Here is an 18683-nt window from a genome sequence, read left to right on the forward strand (position 1 = left end):
GTGAAGGCGCGCCGTCCGAAACGCTCCGACAATGGTGGTCCGCCGCTCGACGACTATGACGGTCCGCCCTGGGGCAAGGGCGACCCCTATGTCTTTCTTGCCTGGCGGACCGCCCATGCCCAGGCATGGAAAGTGCCGAGCCGCGAGATCATGCTGATGCGGCTGGACAAAGCCGAGCGGCTGGGCCTGACCTATGAGGAATACACGCTCGAACTGCTGGAACGCGGGCGACATCTGCAAGAGGAAGACGCCGAGCGTATCGCGGAAATCCGCCGGGCCAGGAAGCGGAAGCGATTCAGTCATTTCGACTGACGGTGCAGATCATGCTGCCGCTCGATTCACCGTCGTTGCGACAGAGGAGACCAAATGGATTCAGTAGAAATCAACCTGATCAGCAATACTGACGGAACGCAAAAAATGCTGGTCGATTTGCTGATCGGGACGGTTGCCGCCGGCGGCTCGGTCAGCTTCATGCACCCGCTGGCGACGGAGATAGCCGCAGCCTTCTGGAACAAGTCGCTTCAGGCGGCCGCCAGAGGCGAAAGGGTGGTGCTGGCTGCCTGGAACCGCGAGGCTCTGGTCGGCACCGTCACCTTGCTGCTCGACTGCCCTCCCAACCAGCCGCACCGGGCCGAGATCGCCAAGCTGATGACCCGCCTCGATTATCGCGGCAAGGGCATCGCAACCCGCATGATGGAGGCGGCGGAAGCTGTTGCCGTGGAGAAAGGCCGCACGCTGTTGGTCCTGGATACTGCAAAAGAGGAGGGGGCTTCCGGCCTCTATGAAAAGCTCGGCTTCACGCTGGCCGGCGAAATACCGGATTATGCGCTGAAGCCGCATGGCGGGCTGACAGGCACCCTCATCTACTGGAAACGCATCGGCCGGACACCGTGATGGCGACAACGATGCACCTTTGCAACACCCGTCAAACCATCGCGGGCGTGGAAAGAATAGCTCTTGCGTCAAATTGGCGGCGAGCTTAGAGAAGCCGCCCATTCTGATCCGTCGTCCTGAAAGGAGACCTGTCAATGACCCGGCGATCCAGATCGACACATTCCGTGCCGACGCTGGAATTGCGTGCGGCTGACAGGGTTCCAATCAGGATGAACGGCCATGGCAAAGTCCATGATCCAGCGCAGGCAGGACGCCGAGCGCGAACGCATTGAAGCATATGCCGTAACGCTGCGGCGGGTTTTTCCCGTCCCGCGTCCCGCTCCGGATTTCGAGCGGGCGCTCGACGAGGCACGTCGGGGCTTTGCCGGCATGGCGATCCGCGACGGCGCGCTGTGGCGTCCAAAGCTGAAGACGCGCGACCCCGCGCGGCTGCGGCTGGCCGCGGCGCGTCATCTCTATGCGCGCTACCCGGTTACAGCCGCGCTCGAGGGGATCTGGCTGGACAGCTCGGGGTTGAATGCCGGCGAGATTGCGCTTCGCAAGGCTTGGTATATCGCAGTGGCGCGTGGTGACTCGCTTTACAAGGCGGGCGCCTGTGCGTGGCTGTCTCGCAAGGAGGTGCATTGCTTCTTGAACTTGCCCGGCGATTTCACGTTCGACGAGGCATTTTGGGTGGCAATCGCCCGGTCCTACACGGATGATTCCGGGTTGGCGGCCCGACTTGCCAAGTCGAAAATCGCGCGCACGCCACGTAACGATCTGGCCTTCTGGCGCGAGGTGACACGGTTCTTCTGCGGGCAGCCCGCGTCGAAGGAGGAGATCGACGATCTATGCGACTATATCAGCGCCGTGCACCAGCGCTATGCGGCGTACAGCGTGAAGGGTCGCACGCTCGCCTCGCTGCGTCGGCAGATGTTGGACTGGCATCGCGACATTGCCGTGATCGAACGCATCGAGGCAATGCGCCGCCGCGCTGCCGGGCGGGCCACGCGTACTGCCGGGACGCAGTCGCAGGGTCGCGCCTGGCACGGCTCGCGCCTCGACGACTGGGACTGGCAGCCGTCGACCAAGGAGGCAAAGGCGCATGGCGAGCGCTTCTTCGTCCGTCAGTTGAAGACGGCCGAGGATCTGGTCGCCGAGAGTCGGGCGATGCATCATTGCGTCTCGATATACGCGGCCAAATGCATCGCCGGCAATGCCTCGATCTGGGTGCTGCGGCGCTCGGCGCTCGGCAAGATCGAGCGGTTGCTGACGATCGAACTCGACCCGCAAAACCGTGCGGTGCAGGTGCGCGGTTTCGGCAATCGTCTCGCCTCGCTCGAAGAGCGCAAGATCATCGAGCGCTGGGCCAAGGCGAGGGGTGTGGTGCTCTGGGCCTGAAACGGAAGACCCGCGCGGCGGAAAGGCCGCGCGGGTGCACAATGGGCGGATGTGCCGACGTCAGGCCAAGTGCACATTCGCCGTTGACAGCGGCGTCAAACCAATTCTATTGTCCGCGACCATGAAAAAGGCACTCATTCTCGTAGGAAAGCGCGTGGGCAAGGCGGTGTAACCGCCAGGCGATGACCTCCCATGCGCAAGACACAGGCTCCCTCGGGGGCCTTTTTTATTGCCCGAAACACGACTAAACGACCAGCAATCGCCCGATGGCGAACAGTACGGGACCAGACCGATGAGCAGTGGACAGAATGAGCGGCGCGAAATGACAGGCGCCGAAATGGTGGTGCAGGCGCTGAAGGACAATGGCGTCAAGCATGTTTTCGGCTATCCGGGCGGCGCGGTTCTGCCAATCTACGATGAAATCTTCCAGCAGGACGAGGTCGAGCACATCCTCGTCCGCCACGAGCAGGGCGCCGGCCATGCGGCGGAAGGCTATGCGCGCTCGACCGGCAAGGCCGGCGTCATGCTGGTGACCTCAGGGCCGGGCGCCACCAATGCGGTGACGCCATTGCAGGACGCGCTGATGGATTCGATCCCGCTGGTCTGCCTGACCGGCCAGGTGCCGACTTCGCTGATCGGCTCGGATGCGTTCCAGGAGTGCGACACGGTCGGCATCACGCGGCCCTGCACCAAGCACAACTGGCTGGTGAAGGACGTCAACGAGCTCGCGGCAACGATCCACGAGGCCTTCCATGTGGCAACCACAGGGCGCCCCGGTCCGGTCGTCGTCGACATCCCGAAGGACGTGCAGTTCGCCAAGGGCATCTATGTCCCGCCGCAGACGGCGCCGCGCACCAGCTACCAACCGAAGGTCCAGGGCGATCTGGAAAAGATCAAGGCGGCGGTCGAGCTGATGGCCGGCGCCAGGAAGCCGATCATCTATTCGGGCGGCGGCGTCATCAATTCCGGCCCGGAGGCGAGCCATCTGCTGCGCGAGCTGGTCGACCTCACCGGCTTTCCGATCACCTCGACGCTGATGGGCCTTGGCGCCTATCCCGCGTCGGGCAAGAACTGGATGGGCATGCTCGGCATGCACGGCACCTATGAAGCGAACATGGCGATGCACGATTGTGACGTCATGCTCTGCATCGGCGCGCGCTTCGACGACCGCATCACCGGGCGGCTGACAGCGTTTTCGCCGAATTCGAAGAAGATCCACATCGACATCGACCCATCGTCGATCAACAAGAACGTCCACACCGACGTGCCGATCATCGGCGATGTCGGGCGTGTGCTGGAGGATCTGGTGCGGCTGTGGCGGGCAACCGCCAAGGCCGACAAGAAGGCGCTTCACCCATGGTGGGAGCAGATTGCCAAATGGCGCGCCCGCGATTCGCTCGCCTACAAGATGAACCACGAGGTGATCATGCCTCAATATGCCGTCCAGCGGCTCTATGCGCTGACCAAGGACCTCGACACCTACATCACCACCGAGGTCGGCCAGCATCAGATGTGGGCGGCGCAGCACTACCACTTCGAGAAGCCGAACCGCTGGATGACCTCTGGTGGGCTGGGCACGATGGGCTACGGCCTGCCGGCGGCACTCGGCGTGCAGATCGCGCACCCGGATGCGCTGGTCATCGATATCGCCGGCGACGCTTCGGTGCAGATGACGATGCAGGAGATGAGCGCGGCGGTGCAGCACGAGGCGCCGATCAAGATCTTCATCCTCAACAACCAGTATATGGGCATGGTGCGGCAGTGGCAGCAGCTGCTGCACGGCAACCGGCTGTCGCACTCCTACACCGAGGCGATGCCGGATTTCGTCAAGCTCGCCGAAGCCTATGGCGGCCACGGCATTCGCTGCGACAAACCGGACGAGCTCGATGACGCCATCAAGGAGATGATCGGGGTCAAGAAGCCCGTCCTGTTCGACTGCCGCGTGGCGACGCTCGCCAACTGCTTCCCGATGATCCCGTCCGGCAAGGCGCATAACGAGATGCTGTTGCCTGACGAGGCGACGGACGAAGCTGTGGCCAACGCTATCGACGCCAAGGGCAGGGAACTGGTGTAGCCTGGTTCAAGGAAGCTGTGCGAAAACAGCAGATTAGCGCAAAAGATTGAAATCGAGATTCATGTCATGAACGCACAGTTGCAACCGACCGGCTCCGCCTATTTCATCGCCAAGGAGACGGAAAAACCAGAGAACCACACGCTTTCGGTCCTGGTCGACAACGAGCCGGGCGTGCTTGCCCGGGTCATCGGCCTGTTTTCCGGACGTGGCTACAACATCGAGAGCCTGACGGTCTCGGAAACCGAGCACGAAAAGCACCTGTCGCGCATCACCATCGTGACACGCGGCACCCCGCATGTGCTGGAGCAGATCAAGCACCAGCTCGAGCGCATCGTGCCGGTGCACCGCGTCGTCGATCTCACCGTGCGGTCGCAGGAATTCGGACAGGAGCGGCCATTGGAGCGGGAACTCGCGCTGGTCAAGGTCGCCGGCACCGGCGAAGCCCGCGTCGAGGCGCTCCGGCTCGCCGATGCATTCCGCGCCAGCGTCATCGATGCCAACACCGAGCATTTCATCTTCGAGATCACCGGCAAGGGCTCCAAGCTCGATCAGTTCATCGCCATCATGAAACCGCTCGGGCTAGTTGAAATCTGCCGTACCGGAGTGGCGGCGATGAACCGCGGCCCGCAAGGGATGTAGCTTCCAGTATCCAGTTGTTTTAGCCGCGTTTCTGCGGTGCCAAGTGATTCCACTCGGCTGCAAGATGCTCTGGCGCCGCATGTCTGTTCCGTCGCTACGCGATCGCCTGGCCCGGCTGCGCCCCTGGAGTGGCTTTTGCGCGACGGTCGTAAAAGGACAATAGTGTTGACTTAATTGGGAGGAAGCTATGACGCTGGATGCATTCCTTGCCCTGCTGGTCTACGCCTTCGTGACCTCGATCACGCCGGGCCCGAACAATTTCATGCTTCTGGCGTCGGGCGTGAATTTCGGCTTGGTCAAGACCGTGCCGCACATGCTGGGCATCGGCATCGGCTTCCTCGTGCTGTTGCTGGCCGTAGGCCTCGGGCTTGGCGCCGTGTTGACGGCCTTTCCGGTGCTGCATACCGGGTTGAAGATCGCCGGCGGCCTCTATCTGCTTTATCTCGCCTGGAAGATCGCCGTGTCGCGCTCGCTCGGCGGCGAAGGCGAGGCGAAGGGCCAGCCGATGCGCTTCATGGAGGCTGCGGCTTTCCAGTGGGTCAATCCCAAGGCTTGGGTGATGGCGATTACAGCCATGGCCGTCTATACGAACCCGGAACGCCCGTTTGTGTCGGTGGTGCTGATCGCAGCCGCTTTCGCCGTCGTCATGCTGCCGAGCATTTCGACCTGGGCCGGTTTCGGCATGGCGCTGCGCGGTTTCCTGGCGGATGCGGTGCGGCTCAAATGGTTCAACATCGCCATGGGCGTGATGCTGGCGGCGACACTGTGGCCGATGCTGCGTTAGCTGCCGTTTTATTGTGCACTGCACATTAAATCTTCGTAATGACGGGTTTTGGCCCTTTTTCGCCTTCGGCATCCTCTATTATCTGGCAAAAGCGCGGCAATCGGCTGCGAGTTGAGCTAGACTACGGCCACCGGATAGCGGCGTGTCGGATCGAGAGGCCTTTTGTCGATGCGCGGAAAGATCGTGTTTGCGGTGATCGCTGCAGCCTGCGTTGCCGCGGCGTGGCTCTATCTTTCGCCCAGCGCAAGGAGCGGTCTTCAGCAGATTCTGTCGGCGAGGCAGACGACGGCGGCCGCGGACAAACCCGCTGCAGCGGCAAATGCCGCGCGTTCGACTTCGGTGGTTGCCGCCACCGCTTCGACGGCCGATTTCCCGGTCCGGCGCTATGCCATCGGCTTCGTGTCCTCTCCTGCCGTGGTCAGCATCAACGCACGGGTCTCGAGCCAGATCGTCGCAATCGCGGTCAAGGACGGACAGATGGTGAAGGCCGGAGACCTTCTGTTCTCGCTGGACGATCGCTCGTTGAAGGCGCAACTGGCACGCGATCAGGCGACGCTCGCGAAAGACCAGGCACTGCTTGCCAGTGCGACGGCCGATCTTCAGCGCGCCAAAAATCTCGTCGCCAGGCAGGCCGGGACACAGCAGACCTACGATCAGGCTGTCGCGGCGCAGAAATCCGCCGCGGCCACCGTCGACGCCGACAAGGCAACGATCGATGCAGACCAAATCCAGCTTGGCTTCGCCACAATCAGGGCGCCGATCTCCGGCAGGCTTGGCGCGGTCAGCGTCGCGGTCGGCGACCTCGTCACCACCAGCAACGGCAGCAGCACGTCGACTCCGCTGGTGACGATCACGCAGGTCGACCCGCTGCAGGTGAACTTCAATCTCCCCGAAAGCGATCTTGCCTTGCTGCACAAGGCGCTGGCGGCGGCGCAGCAAGGTGCGGTGACGCTGACCAAGGATGGCGACCCGAAGCCGATCGGCAAGGGAACGCTGGATTTCGTCGATTCCAGCGTGGACACGGCCTCCGGCACGATCGCAACCCGGGCCAGCGTGCCCAACGCCGATCTTTCGCTGTGGCCGGGCCAATATGTCAATGTCGTGCTCGATGCCGGCATCATGCCGCAAATGACGTCGGTTCCGACGGTTGCCGTCCAGCCCAGCCAAAAGGGCCCGTTCGTCTATGTGATCAAACCGGACAACACCGTTGAAATGCGGCCGGTGCAGGTCGCGCTGACAGAAGGTGCCAACACCGCGATCAGCCAAGGATTGAAAAGCGGTGAGCGTGTCGTCGTCGAGGGTCAGACCAAGCTGAAAAACGGCGCGGCGGTGCGCGAAGGCAAGGCTTCGACCGGCACCGGCGACCAGGCGGCTCCGAAGGTCGCCGAGGCTGACCGTACGGGCGGAACGCAGCCATGATTTCCGAATTCTGCATCCGCAGGCCCGTCGCCACGCTGCTCATGTCGTTCGCCCTGATTCTGGGCGGGCTATTTGCTTACAAATTCCTGCCGGTCGCGGCGCTGCCAAGCGCGGAATTTCCGGTTGTCAACGTCTCGGCCTCGCTGCCTGGAGCCTCGCCGGAAACCATGGCGACCTCGGTAGCAACGCCTCTGATCAAGCAGTTTTCCACTATCGCAGGCATCGATTCGATCTCGACGACCAACTCGCTCGGCTCGACCTCGATCGCCATTCAGTTCGTGCTCAACCGCGACATCGATGCAGCCGCCGCCGACGTGCAGGCGGCGATCGCACGCACGCAGCGACAATTGCCGCCGGAGATGACCAGCCCGCCGAGCTACCGCAAGGTCAATCCAGCCGACGCGCCGATCCTGCTGATGTCGCTTGTCAGCGACACCATTCCGCTGACCGATCTCAATGCGTTTGCCGAGAATGTGATTTCGCCATCGCTGTCGACGATCGACGGCGTTGCGCAGGTTTCGATCTACGGCCAGCAGAAATATGCCGTGCGCGTCCAGATCGATCCGACGGCGCTCGCCGCACGCGGCATTTCGATCGACCAGCTGCAAACGGCCATTGCCTCGGCCAACAGCAACACGCCGCTCGGTGTGCTCAAGAACAACAAACAGCAGCTGACAATCACCGCGAACACGCAGCTCACCAATGCGGCGGGGTTCTCCAACATCATCATCGCCACCAAGAACGGCCATCCGGTGCGGCTCGGCGAGGTGACCCGCGTCATCGATTCGGTCGAGACCACGACGACGGCAAGCTGGTACGACGGCACCCGCGCCATCATCATGGCCGTGCAGCGCCAGCCGGATGCCAACACCGTCGATGTCGTCGACCGCGTCAAGGCGATGCTGCCTTCCTTCGAGGGTCAGATGCCTGCGACGGCGAGCATCCAGTTGCTCAACGACCGCTCGACGTCGATCCGCGAGGCGGTGGACGACGTGCAGTTCACGCTGCTGCTCACCATCGCGCTCGTGGTGATGGTGATCTTCCTGTTCCTGCGCCGGGTGACGGCGACGGTCATCCCGGCAGTGGCGGTACCGATTTCGCTCATCGCCACGCTGGGCGTGATGTACCTGTTCGGGTTTTCCATCGACAACGTCTCATTGATGGGGCTGACGCTTGCGGTGGGCCTTGTCGTCGACGATGCCATCGTCATGCTGGAAAATATTTTCCGCCATATGGAGGAGGACGGGCTCTCGGCCCTCGAGGCGTCGCTCAAGGGCGCCCGCGAAATCGGCTTCACCATCATATCGATCTCGATCTCGCTGGTCGCCGTGTTCATTCCGGTGCTTTTGATGGGCGGCGTGATCGGGCGCATCTTCAACGAATTCGCGGTGGTGGTGACGGTCGCCATCCTGGCGTCGATGTTCGTCTCGCTGACGTTGACGCCGATGCTGTGCTCGCGGCTGTTGTCACTATCGAAAGCCGAGCAGAAGGCGGCGCATGGCGAGCACCATAGGCAAAACGTCTTCATGCGGGGCTATGACAGGCTGCTGACATTCTGCCTTCGCCACAATTTCCTGGTTTTCCTTGTATTCCTCGTGACCGCCGGGCTGTCCGTGTGGCTGATCCAGATATCGCCGAAGGGCTTCTTTCCGCAGGAGGATATCGGCCAGGTCTCGGTGACGACCATTGCGCGCCAGGACATTTCGTTTGACGCCATGGTGAAGCTTCAGGGGCAAGTGGCGGATGTCTTCACCCATTCGCCTTACGTCGCGCATGTCGGCTGGTCGGCGGGCAGTGGAAACAATGCGCTCAACCAGGGCCAGCTGTTTGTGCAGCTGAAAGACAAGGACCAGCGACCGAACATCGACAAGGTACTTTCGGATCTGCGGCGCCAGCTTGCCAATGTGTCCGGCATCGAAACCTACATGCAACCGGTGCAGAATCTGCGGCTCGGCGCGCGCTCTTCGGCGAGTGCCTACCAGCTTGCCGTGCAGGGCCTCGATACCGGCCTGACGAACGTCTGGGCGCAAAAGTTGACGGACGCGATGGCTGCCGATCATGGCGCCTTCACCGATGTCACGAATGATCTGCAGAACAACGCGTTGCAGGCGACGCTGGTGATCGACCGCGACAAGGCAGCGACGCTTGGCGTCGATACCGACACGTTGCGCTCCAGCCTCTATGGCGGTTTCGGCACCCAGCAGGTGTCGACCATCTTCGGTTCGGCCGACAGCTATAAAGTGGTCATGGAGCTCGACCCGAAGATCGAGTGGTCGCCCGAACGGATGCTGGCGATCAAAGTAAGGACGGTCAGCGGCAGTCTGGTACCGCTTGGAGCCTTCGCCCGCGTCGATCGGAGCGCCGGTGCTTTGACCGTCAACCAGCTCGGCCAGCTTCCGGCTGTGACCATCTCCTACAATCTGCCGCAGGGCGTGGCCCTCGGCGACAGCGTGAGCCACATCAATGCGCTGAAGGAAAAGATCGGCATGCCGCCGACGATCTCGACCACTTTCTCGGGCACGGCGAAGACCTTCCAGGATTCGCTTTCCAACCAGGGGCTGCTGATCGGCGGCGCGATCCTGACCATCTATATCGTTCTCGGCATGCTCTATGAGAGCTTCATCCATCCGCTCACTATCCTGACCGGGCTTCCGTCGGCGGTGCTCGGTGCGCTGGTGGCACTGCGGCTGGCGGGGATGGATCTGTCGGTGATCGCGGTGATCGGCATCCTGATGCTGATCGGAATCGTCAAGAAGAACGGCATCATGATGATCGACGTGGCGCTAGAACTCAGGCGCGAGGGGATGTCCCCTGTCGAATCCATCCACAGGGCCTGCCTGATGCGCTTCCGGCCGATAATGATGACCACGCTTGCCGCGCTGATGGGTACCATCCCGATCGCGCTCGGCACTGGCGCGAGCGCGGAACTGCGCCAGCCTCTCGGTGTGGCGGTGGTCGGCGGCCTGGTCGCCTCGCAGGCACTGACGCTGTTCGTCACGCCCGTCATCTACGTCTACATGGAGCATTTTTCCGGCTGGCTCGTCAGCGTATGGGCGGGGCACCGGGGCGAGCCGAGCCCGGTCGAGGCGGTCGACCAGCCGTCACTGTTCGACGACGAGGAAGAACCGGTGCCGCAGAAGGCGGCAGCCGAATAGCGCTGGCCCAAGCCGTGGTGCTTGCGGCCGGGTGTCCGCGATCGTAATTTGACGCCATGCCGCACAATCACGACCACGACAACGAGCTTGATCCTTTTGCGGCGCGCGTGCGCGCGCTGGAGACGATTCTCACCCGCAAAGGCCTGATCGATCCGGCGGCGATCGACGTTATCGTCGACACCTACGAGACCAAGATCGGGCCGCGCAACGGCGCAAAGGTGGTGGCGAAGGCCTGGGTTGATCCCGGGTTTGCCGCATGGCTGAAGCGTGATGCGACGGCGGCCATCGAATCGCTCGGCTACACCGGCCGGCAAGGCGAGCACATGCAGGCGGTGTTCAATACGGCCGACACGCACAACCTCGTCGTCTGCACGCTATGCTCTTGCTATCCGTGGTCGGTGCTCGGCCTGCCGCCGGTCTGGTACAAGGCGCCGCCTTACCGTTCGCGCGCGGTGATCGATCCGCGCGGCGTGCTCGAGGAATTCGGCCTGACCTTGCCGGCGACGACGACAATCCGGGTGTGGGATTCGACCGCCGAGCTGCGCTATCTCGTGGTGCCGATGCGTCCCAGGGGTACCGAGGGCTGGGATGAGGCACGGCTCGCCAATCTGGTGACGCGCGATGCCATGATCGGCACGGCGTTGGCGCGGAAGCCGGCATGAACGGGCCGCAGGATCTCGGCGGCCAGATGGGTTTCGGGCCAGTCGCGCCCGAACCGGACGAACCCTATTTCCATGCCGATTGGGAAAGGCGGGCGCTGGGCGTAACGTTATGCGCGGGCGCCATGGGCGCCTGGACCATCGACGAGAGTCGGCACGCGCGGGAATCGCTGCATCCAGCGGATTATTATGCCTCCAGCTACTACCAGATATGGATCAAGGCGCTGGAGGTGCTGCTCAAATGCCATGGTTTCGTCAGCGATCGCGATCTGGCTACGAGCGACGCAGTCGACCCGGCAGCGACACCCAAACGGGTGCTGAAGGCTAAAGATGTTCCGGCGGTGCTGGCAAAGGGCGGGCGCTGCGACCGGCCTGTCGCCGCGCCGCCGCGGTTCAAGGCAGGCGACCTGGTGCGAACCAAGAACTTTCATCCGACCGGCCACACCAGGCTGCCACGCTATGCACGCGGCAAGCGAGGCGTCGTCGAGGCTGTGCGCGACAGCTTTGTCTTTCCCGACACCAATGCGCACGGCCAGGGCGAAAACCCGCAATGGGTCTATACGGTGGCCTTCAGCGGCGGCGAAATCTGGGGCGAGGGCGCCGACCCGACACTTGTCGTATCGATCGATGCCTGGGAGAGCTACCTTGAGCCGGCGTGAGACGGGCTCGGTCGCCGCCATGCTGCCCGCCGGTGTCGAGGCGCCGGTTTTCGCCGAGCCATGGCAAGCAGAGGCGTTCGCCATCACGGTTGCGCTGCATGATAAGGGCCTGTTTTCCTGGAGCGAATGGGCAGATGTCCTGTCGGCCGAGGTGAAGCGGCCGGGCGCCGCGAGCGACGGCCATGATTATTACGAGCACTGGCTGGCGGCGCTGGAGAATTTGCTGTCGACCAAAGGCGTTGCCGGTAGAAACGACGTCGACAGCCTTGCTGCTGCCTGGGAACGCGCCGCGCATGCTACGCCGCATGGCAAGCCGATCCTGCTGGAGAACGATCCACAGCGGGCTGGGTGAGCTGTCGTCGCCCGGCGTTGTTCTCTTTACGTTCCGGCTCGTCACTGATAGCCTGACCCTGTCGCAGCGGCGTGATTGCCCGGCGATGAAATTGCTGGTGACGGCACTCGACCTTGTCTTTCCCTCACGAATCCGGTCTGTCGCGCTGATGGAATTCTCTCCTCAACAGGACGAGGCGCTGAAGGCGGTGGCCGGCTGGCTGAAAACCGGCAAGCCGCAGTTGTTCCGGCTGTTCGGCTATGCCGGCACCGGCAAGACGACGCTGGCGCGCTATTTCGCCGAGCATGTCGACGGCCAGGTGCAGTTCGCCGCCTTTACTGGCAAGGCGGCGCAGGTGCTGCGTTCCAAGGGCGCGGTCAATGCCCGCACCATCCATTCGCTGATCTACCGGCCGAAAGGCGAGGAATCGGTAGCGGATGAGGTGACCGGCAAGACCTCGATGTCGCTGACCTTTTCGCTTAACCGGCAGAGCCCGATCTCGCGGGCCAAGCTCGTCGTCATCGACGAATGCTCGATGGTCGACGAGCAGCTTGGCCGCGACCTGATGAGCTTCGGCACGCCGATCCTGGTGCTTGGCGATCCCGGTCAGTTGCCGCCGATCTCGGGTGGCGGCTTCTTTACCGACCATGAGCCGAATATTCTGCTCACCGAAATCCACCGCCAGGCACGCGACAACCCGATCATCCGGCTGGCGCTCGACGTGCGCGAGGGCCGTGAGTTCATGCGCGGCGACTATGGCACGGCGCAAGTGATCGGCAAGGAAGACGTCACCCAGGAATTGGTGCTGAAGGCGGACCAGGTGCTGGTTGGCACCAACCGCACGCGCCGCCGCTATAACCAGCGGCTGCGCGAGCTGAAGGGGTTCAATGCCGATTATCCGCAAGCCGGTGACAAGCTGGTCTGTCTGCGCAACGATCCGGCCAAGGGACTGCTCAATGGCTCGCTGTGGAAGGTGATGACCTCGTCGCGCGAGACGGTCAAGCCCGGTATCAATCTGCTGGTTTCACCGGAGGAAGACGACCCGGATCGCGGTGTCGCCAAGATCAAGCTGCTCAAGGCGGCGTTCGAAGACCCGGACGCCGACATTCCCTGGCAACAGAAGAAACGTTTCGACGATTTCGACTATGGCTACGCGCTGACCGTGCACAAGGCGCAGGGATCGCAGTGGAACGAGATCGTGCTTTTCGACGAAAGCTGGGCGTTCAAGGAAACCCGGCAGCGTTGGCTCTACACCGCCATCACGCGCGCGGCCGAACGGCTGACGATCGTCCGATAGGGCGGCCGTATCAGCGCTGGGCGATCGGGTTGGCGCCAAGCCATTCCCAGGCAGCGGCTTCGTCCTTGGCCCCGAAATGCCGGAGTTCGATAGGCAAAGAGGCGGGCAAAAAGGCTCTTGCCTCCGCTATCCAGTTCGGCTCACCGACCGCCGCGCAGCGGCCGATATGCTCCACCGCATGAGCTATGCCCTGTTCGATCGTCTCGTCCGATACATCGGTCCAGTCGACACCCTCATGGTCGATCAGGCGCACCAGCACGTCGATTTTCGGGTGCAGCGCGTAGGCTGCCTCCAGCAATCCGAACAGGTTTTCGGCGTCGGCCGCTGCGACATGGCCGACGACATCGATGGCGAAGAGGTCTTCGCGATCGGTATCGATGCGGCGGATCGCCGGTACGGCATCGAGAAAATTCAACAGGGAACTCCTTGCGCTCGATTTTCTTCGTTCCCTTGGAACACCTGAAACCCTCTGTCTGTTCCCCTTAAAGACGGTATAGATGCGCGCCGAGATCAGCCTGGAACCGTGCAAATGCCTGCAAAGCTTTCCGTCAACCTCAATGCCATCGCCATGCTGCGCAACCGGCGCGACCTGCCGTGGCCAAGCGTGACAGGGCTCGGACGCACCGCCCTTGCCGCCGGCGCGCATGGGCTGACGGTGCACCCGCGACCCGACGAGCGGCACACCAGGCATTCCGATCTGCCTGAGATCAGAGCGCTGATCGACGACGAGTTCCCGAATGCGGAATTCAACATCGAGGGCTATCCGACCGAGGATTTCCTGGCGCTTGTGGAAAAGCATCAGCCCGAGCAGGTGACGCTGGTGCCCGACGACCCGGCGCAGGCGACCTCCGACCATGGCTGGAACTTCGCCGCCGAGGCTGCGTTCCTGACACCGGTCGTCAAGCGCCTGAAGAAGGGAGGCTTTCGCGTATCGCTGTTTTCCGATCCGGATCCCGCTGGCGTGAAAGCCGCTCGCGACACCGGCGCCGACCGGATCGAACTCTATACAGGTCCATATGGCAGCTATCATTCCGATTCGGCAAAAGCGGCGAGGGAATTGGAGAAATTGGGAAAGACTGCGGATGCCGCACTTGCTGCAGGGCTCCAGGTCAATGCCGGGCACGATCTTGTGGTGAGCAATTTGCCGGCACTGGCCAGGCGCATCCCGGCATTGGCCGAAGTGTCGATCGGACATGGGTTGACAGCCGATGCGTTGGAGTATGGCATGGCCGCAACGGTCAGGCGGTTTCTGAAGGCTTGTGGCTGGTAGAGAGAGGCGAGCCGATAAGCCATGCGTTCCCGGCATGGCAGCGCATCCTTTCCATCCCGCACTTTAGAGCACCGCACGTCTATGGGAGTGTCGTCCATGGCCCTTGCCCACGCTGGTAGCGAGGCAGAACCCATCGAACAATCCAGCCACTCCAAGGCCGAGCAGCACAGCACCAGAGTTTTGATGCTGGGCGCGTTGGGCGTGGTTTACGGCGATATCGGCACGAGCCCAATCTACGCGTTTCGGGAAGCGCTGCACGCATCGTCGGGACCGGTAGCGCGCAATGACGTCCTTGGCGTGCTGTCGCTTATCGTCTGGGCGCTGACGATCATCGTCACGATAAAGTACGTCGCTTTCGTGCTCAGAGCCGACAACAAGGGTGAGGGCGGCACGCTGTCGCTGATGGCGCTTGCGCGCAACGCTTATCCAAAGGGAGCCCGGTTCATTCTGGGGATCGGACTTTGCGGCGCGGCGCTTTTTTTCGGCGACGCCATCATAACGCCGGCCATCTCCGTGCTTTCGGCGGTTGAAGGGCTGGAAGTGGTAACCCCGACGCTGGAAACCTTTGTGGTTCCGATCACGCTGATCATCCTTGCAATGCTTTTTGCCGTGCAACGCTTTGGCACCAGCAGGGTGGCGGCCGTGTTCGGGCCGGTGACGGCAACGTGGTTCCTGGCCATCGGCGCCGCCGGGGTCTATCATCTGCTGGACGACCCGTCGGTCCTGCTGGCGATCAATCCCTATTACGCGGTCGCTTATCTGGCCAATACGCCCACCGGCGCCTTCGTCACGGTCGGGGCGGTGTTCCTAGCGGTCACCGGGGCCGAGGCCCTCTATGTCGATCTCGGTCATTTCGGGCGCAGGCCGATCGTGCTGGCGTGGTTCTCCGTGGTGTTCCCTTGTCTGCTCCTCAACTATTTCGGACAAGGCGCGTTCGTTCTGGCCAACGGCGGCAAACCCACTAATCCATTCTTCCAGATGCTGCCGGAATGGGCGCTAATGCCCATGGTTGGGCTGGCCACGGCAGCGACGGTGATCGCTAGCCAGGCGGTGATCTCCGGCGCTTTCTCGCTGACCCGCCAGGCGGTGCAGCTCAATCTGCTGCCGCGCATCGAGGTGCAGCATACTTCCGAGATGCAATCCGGCCAGATCTACATGCCGCGGGTCAATCTGGTGGTCGCGCTCGGCGTGATGCTGCTGGTGGTCGGCTTTGGCAGTTCGAGTTCGCTGGCTTCCGCTTATGGCATTTCGGTGACTGGCGAAATGCTGATGACAACCATCCTGCTGTTTGTGGTGATGCGGTTCCGGTGGAAATGGCAGCTTGCACTGGCAGCCGCGCTCACACTGCTGTTTGGCACGATCGATACCGGATTTTTCCTCGCTAACGTCGTCAAGATCCTCGAAGGCGGGTGGGTGTCGATCACGGTCGCTTGCGGCATGGGGTTGATCATGTCCACATGGATCCGCGGCACCCGCTATTTGTTCGACAAGACGCGCCGGAACGAGATCCCGCTGGATTTCCTTGCCGGCAATCTGCTGAAGAAGAAGCCGCATTTGGTGTCGGGCACCGCGGTGTTCCTGACCAGCGACCCGCTGAGCGCGCCGACCGCGCTGATGCACAGCCTGAAGCACTACAAGGTGCTGCACGAGCAGAACGTTATCCTTTCGGTGGTGACGGCACCGCAGCCGGTCGTGCCCGACAGCGAGCGCGTCAAGATGGAAACGGTCAACGAGCTGTTCATGCGGGTGACGCTGACCTTCGGCTACATGGAGCAGCCCAACATTCCGCGTGCGCTGGCGATCTGCCGCAAGCAGGGCTGGAAGTTCGACATCATGACGACGTCCTTCTTCCTGTCGCGGCGTTCGCTCAAGGCCTCGCCCAATTCCGGCATGCCGGTCTGGCAAGACAAGCTGTTCATCGGGCTGGCGCGCTCGGCGGCCGATGCGACGGAGTATTTCCAGATCCCAACCGGACGTGTCGTCGAGATCGGAACACAAGTAGCGATCTGATACGTGCGTGTTGCCGCATTCCGGCTAGTCTGCCGATAGGATTGAGTCTGCCAAGTGATGGAAGACTCGCAATGCCGACGCGGACTCATTACGTGACGGCACTTGATATTGCAGCGCAGCAAGCGTAGAGCACCGCCCGCTTATCGGAGTGTCGTCCATGGCCCTTACCAATGCTGGTAACGAGGCAGAACCTGTCGAACAATCGAGCCATTCTGAGGTCGAGCAGCACAGCACCAAGGTGCTGATGCTGGGTGCGCTCGGCGTGGTTTACGGCGATATCGGCACCAGCCCGATCTATGCATTCCGAGAGGCGTTGCACGCATCGGCCGGTGGCAACGTCGCCAACCGTGGCGACATCCTCGGCGTACTCTCGCTGATCATCTGGTCGCTGACGATCACCGTCACCATCAAATACATCATGTTCGTGCTCCGTGCCGACAATCGAGGCGAGGGCGGGGTCCTGTCGCTGATGGCGCTGGCGCGCAACAGTTTCCCGACGCGCTCGGCGGTGATCCTCGGCATCGGCATCGTCGGCGCGGCGCTTTTTTTCGGCGATGCAGTCATTACGCCGGCGATCTCGGTGCTGTCGGCGGTCGAAGGTATGAATGTCGTCACGCCGACATTCCAGCCCTATGTGGTGCCGCTGACACTGGCCATCCTCGCGATCGTGTTTGCGGTACAGCGGTTTGGCACCGGCGGCGTAGGATTGGTGTTCGGACCAGTCACAGCGCTATGGTTCCTGGCCATCGGCGTTTCCGGCATTAACCACATCATCGCCGATCCGGAAATCCTGCTGGCGATCAGCCCGCATTACATCGTGTCGTTCCTGGTCAACTCGCCCGATGTCGCCTTCGTCACGGTTGGTGCGGTCTTCCTCGCCGTCACCGGCGCCGAGGCGCTCTATGCCGATCTCGGCCATTTCGGCCGCAAGCCGATCGTGCTCGCCTGGCTGGCAATCGTGTTCCCTTGTCTGTTGCTCAATTATGTCGGGCAAGGCGCCTTCGTGCTGGCAAATGGCGGCGTTGTCGGTCATCCCTTCTTCGAGATGAACCAGGGCTGGACGCTTATTCCGATGGTCGTGCTGGCGACGGCGGCGACCGTCATCGCCAGCCAGGCGGTGATCTCCGGCGCTTTCTCGCTGACCAGGCAGGCGGTGCAGCTCAATATGCTCCCGCGTTTCGTCATCCAGCACACGTCGGAAAAACAGTCGGGCCAGATCTATCTGCCGCGCATCAACCTGATGCTGGCGCTGGTGGTGATGCTGCTGGTGGTCGGCTTCGGCGAATCCAGCCGGCTGGCCTCGGCCTACGGTATTTCGGTGACCGGCAACATGCTGGTGACGAACGTACTGCTTTTTGTTGTGATGACGCGCATCTGGAAATGGCCGCTCGGCGTCGCGGCCGCCTTGATGGCGGTGTTCGCCTTCGTCGATACCGGCTTCTTTGCAGCCAACATAGTCAAGGTGTTTGAAGGGGGCTGGTCCTCGCTTGCCATTGCCGCAGTTATTGTGCTGACCATGTGGACCTGGATCCGCGGTACCCGCTATTTGTTCGACAAGACGCGCCGGAACGAGATCCCGCTGGATTTTCTTGCCGGCAATCTGCTGAAGAAGAAGCCGCATTTGGTGTCGGGCACCGCGGTGTTCCTGACCAGCGATCCGCTGAGCGCGCCGACCGCGCTGATGCACAGCCTGAAGCACTACAAGGTGCTGCACGAGCAGAACGTCATCCTTTCGGTGGTGACGGCACCGCAGCCGGTTGTGCCCGATAGCGAGCGCGTCAAGATGGAAACGGTCAACGAGCTGTTCATGCGGGTGACGCTGACCTTCGGCTACATGGAGCAGCCCAACATCCCGCGCGCGCTGGCGATCTGCCGCAAGCAGGGCTGGAAGTTCGACATCATGACGACCTCCTTCTTCCTGTCGCGGCGCTCTCTCAAGGCCTCGCCCAATTCCGGCATGCCGGTCTGGCAGGACAAGCTGTTCATCGGGCTGGCGCGCACGGCGGCCGATGCGACGGAATATTTCCAGATCCCGACCGGACGCGTCGTCGAGATCGGAACGCAGGTGGCCATCTGAACAAACGGCCGCGCCCTTCGAAGGGCACGGCCATT

Annotated in this window: 16 protein-coding genes; 15 read left to right on the forward strand and 1 reads right to left on the reverse strand. The window is 62.3% G+C overall.

The window, feature by feature from the left end:
* From NKH23_RS14710 to NKH23_RS14765, 12 genes are all read left to right on the forward strand, one after another.
* Entirely contained in the window at positions 1–312 is a 312-nt protein-coding gene (locus tag NKH23_RS14710; protein ID WP_352718969.1) for a hypothetical protein, read from the forward strand.
* Between the two features lie 54 nt (positions 313–366).
* Entirely contained in the window at positions 367–894 is a 528-nt protein-coding gene (locus NKH23_RS14715) for a GNAT family N-acetyltransferase (RefSeq protein ID WP_352718968.1), read from the forward strand.
* Positions 895–1113: 219 nt separating this feature from the next.
* Positions 1114–2274: a PcfJ domain-containing protein gene (locus NKH23_RS14720; RefSeq protein WP_352978572.1), complete on the forward strand. Its 1161-nt coding sequence runs from the start codon at positions 1114–1116 to the stop codon at positions 2272–2274.
* Positions 2275–2566: 292 nt separating this feature from the next.
* Positions 2567–4348, forward strand: coding sequence for an acetolactate synthase 3 large subunit (locus NKH23_RS14725; protein ID WP_352718966.1), 1782 nt, complete (start codon positions 2567–2569; stop codon positions 4346–4348).
* Positions 4349–4414: 66 nt separating this feature from the next.
* On the forward strand, positions 4415–4987 hold the full coding sequence (ilvN, locus tag NKH23_RS14730) for an acetolactate synthase small subunit (RefSeq protein ID WP_023676680.1): 573 nt from the start codon (positions 4415–4417) through the stop codon (positions 4985–4987).
* Between the two features lie 187 nt (positions 4988–5174).
* Complete coding sequence (locus NKH23_RS14735) at positions 5175–5771, forward strand: LysE family translocator (protein ID WP_352912813.1); 597 nt, start codon at positions 5175–5177, stop codon at positions 5769–5771.
* 168 nt (positions 5772–5939) lie between these two features.
* Entirely contained in the window at positions 5940–7190 is a 1251-nt protein-coding gene (locus NKH23_RS14740) for an efflux RND transporter periplasmic adaptor subunit (RefSeq protein WP_352912814.1), read from the forward strand.
* Complete coding sequence (locus NKH23_RS14745; RefSeq protein WP_353035002.1) at positions 7187–10345, forward strand: efflux RND transporter permease subunit; 3159 nt, start codon at positions 7187–7189, stop codon at positions 10343–10345. The genes NKH23_RS14740 and NKH23_RS14745 overlap by 4 nt, the downstream gene beginning before the upstream one ends.
* 56 nt (positions 10346–10401) lie before the next feature.
* Positions 10402–11007 carry a nitrile hydratase subunit alpha gene (gene nthA / locus NKH23_RS14750; protein ID WP_352978574.1) on the forward strand — a complete coding sequence of 202 codons (606 nt, stop codon included), beginning with the start codon at positions 10402–10404 and terminating at the stop codon, positions 11005–11007.
* The gene (gene nthB, locus NKH23_RS14755; protein ID WP_353035004.1) at positions 11004–11663 is read left to right on the forward strand and encodes a nitrile hydratase subunit beta; all 660 of its coding nucleotides are present in this window, start codon (positions 11004–11006) and stop codon (positions 11661–11663) included. Before nthA ends, nthB begins: the two co-directional genes overlap by 4 nt.
* Before the next feature lie 19 nt (positions 11664–11682).
* Complete coding sequence (locus NKH23_RS14760) at positions 11683–12015, forward strand: nitrile hydratase accessory protein (RefSeq protein WP_292659117.1); 333 nt, start codon at positions 11683–11685, stop codon at positions 12013–12015.
* Positions 12016–12163: 148 nt separating this feature from the next.
* Positions 12164–13291, forward strand: a complete 1128-nt coding sequence (locus NKH23_RS14765; protein WP_353035012.1) for an ATP-dependent DNA helicase — start codon at positions 12164–12166, stop codon at positions 13289–13291.
* A gap of 10 nt (positions 13292–13301) precedes the next feature.
* On the opposite strand, the gene NKH23_RS14770 is transcribed toward NKH23_RS14765, so the two are convergent.
* On the reverse strand, positions 13302–13706 hold the full coding sequence (locus NKH23_RS14770; protein WP_352466911.1) for a SpoIIAA family protein: 405 nt from the start codon (positions 13704–13706) through the stop codon (positions 13302–13304).
* A 114-nt stretch (positions 13707–13820) separates the two neighbouring features.
* On the opposite strand from NKH23_RS14770, the gene NKH23_RS14775 reads away from it, so the two are divergent.
* From NKH23_RS14775 to NKH23_RS14785, 3 genes are all read left to right on the forward strand, one after another.
* Positions 13821–14561, forward strand: coding sequence for a pyridoxine 5'-phosphate synthase (locus NKH23_RS14775; RefSeq protein ID WP_352978578.1), 741 nt, complete (start codon positions 13821–13823; stop codon positions 14559–14561).
* A 96-nt stretch (positions 14562–14657) separates the two neighbouring features.
* Positions 14658–16571 carry a potassium transporter Kup gene (locus NKH23_RS14780; protein ID WP_352978580.1) on the forward strand — a complete coding sequence of 638 codons (1914 nt, stop codon included), beginning with the start codon at positions 14658–14660 and terminating at the stop codon, positions 16569–16571.
* Between the two features lie 157 nt (positions 16572–16728).
* Positions 16729–18648 carry a potassium transporter Kup gene (locus tag NKH23_RS14785; RefSeq protein WP_352978582.1) on the forward strand — a complete coding sequence of 640 codons (1920 nt, stop codon included), beginning with the start codon at positions 16729–16731 and terminating at the stop codon, positions 18646–18648.
* Positions 18649–18683: the final 35 nt, after the last annotated feature.

Source organism: Mesorhizobium sp. M1328 (assembly GCF_040318075.1).
Classification (GTDB): Bacteria; Pseudomonadota; Alphaproteobacteria; order Rhizobiales; family Rhizobiaceae; genus Mesorhizobium.

What these genes read in the sequence shown, in the direction of transcription:
- NKH23_RS14780 (WP_352978580.1), top strand. Translation starts at nt 14,658, where the DNA reads ATGGCCCTTGCCCACGCTGGTAGCGAGGCAGAACCCATCGAACAATCC.
- NKH23_RS14785 (WP_352978582.1), top strand. Translation starts at nt 16,729, where the DNA reads ATGGCCCTTACCAATGCTGGTAACGAGGCAGAACCTGTCGAACAATCG.
- NKH23_RS14740 (WP_352912814.1), top strand. Translation starts at nt 5,940, where the DNA reads ATGCGCGGAAAGATCGTGTTTGCGGTGATCGCTGCAGCCTGCGTTGCC.
- NKH23_RS14735 (WP_352912813.1), top strand. Translation starts at nt 5,175, where the DNA reads ATGACGCTGGATGCATTCCTTGCCCTGCTGGTCTACGCCTTCGTGACC.
- ilvN (WP_023676680.1), top strand. Translation starts at nt 4,415, where the DNA reads ATGAACGCACAGTTGCAACCGACCGGCTCCGCCTATTTCATCGCCAAG.
- NKH23_RS14760 (WP_292659117.1), top strand. Translation starts at nt 11,683, where the DNA reads ATGCTGCCCGCCGGTGTCGAGGCGCCGGTTTTCGCCGAGCCATGGCAA.
- NKH23_RS14720 (WP_352978572.1), top strand. Translation starts at nt 1,114, where the DNA reads ATGGCAAAGTCCATGATCCAGCGCAGGCAGGACGCCGAGCGCGAACGC.
- nthA (WP_352978574.1), top strand. Translation starts at nt 10,402, where the DNA reads ATGCCGCACAATCACGACCACGACAACGAGCTTGATCCTTTTGCGGCG.
- nthB (WP_353035004.1), top strand. Translation starts at nt 11,004, where the DNA reads ATGAACGGGCCGCAGGATCTCGGCGGCCAGATGGGTTTCGGGCCAGTC.
- NKH23_RS14745 (WP_353035002.1), top strand. Translation starts at nt 7,187, where the DNA reads ATGATTTCCGAATTCTGCATCCGCAGGCCCGTCGCCACGCTGCTCATG.
- NKH23_RS14715 (WP_352718968.1), top strand. Translation starts at nt 367, where the DNA reads ATGGATTCAGTAGAAATCAACCTGATCAGCAATACTGACGGAACGCAA.
- NKH23_RS14725 (WP_352718966.1), top strand. Translation starts at nt 2,567, where the DNA reads ATGAGCAGTGGACAGAATGAGCGGCGCGAAATGACAGGCGCCGAAATG.
- NKH23_RS14765 (WP_353035012.1), top strand. Translation starts at nt 12,164, where the DNA reads ATGGAATTCTCTCCTCAACAGGACGAGGCGCTGAAGGCGGTGGCCGGC.
- NKH23_RS14775 (WP_352978578.1), top strand. Translation starts at nt 13,821, where the DNA reads ATGCCTGCAAAGCTTTCCGTCAACCTCAATGCCATCGCCATGCTGCGC.